Annotated in this window: 1 protein-coding gene; it reads right to left on the bottom strand. The window is 47.5% G+C overall.

All coding sequences use genetic code 11. The features are described from left to right. On the bottom strand, positions 1-316 hold a 316-nt coding region (locus tag R0J87_RS19240; RefSeq protein ID WP_498888245.1), incomplete at both ends, for a hypothetical protein.

Raw genomic sequence — 316 nt, 5'->3', positions numbered from 1 at the left:
ATTCTTCGTAGTATGTCTCCTGAAATTTCAGTTCATTGAACAAACCATCTCGATTCAGATTGGCATAAACAACAACATCCTGCGGCCAGCGACTACTGGTGCTGCCATTCATCTCAGCAATAAATGACTCAGGCTGGAACCTGAATGCCAGTGTATAACCCTGTTCCGTTTGCTCAAGCACATCGATGAGCATCTGCCCGGTATAGCTGTAATTCACCTTTAAGTTTGGCTGATAAGAATGTCCCTGCCCCATGAGACTGGTCATACCGGCCGCATGGTTCTGGTACTTCACCTCATAGCGATAAGAGCTGCCGGG

The organism is Halomonas sp. SIMBA_159 (assembly GCF_046536035.1).
Lineage (GTDB): Bacteria > Pseudomonadota > Gammaproteobacteria > Pseudomonadales > Halomonadaceae > Vreelandella > Vreelandella venusta_A.
This window is presented reverse-complemented; position numbering and strand designations above follow the sequence as displayed.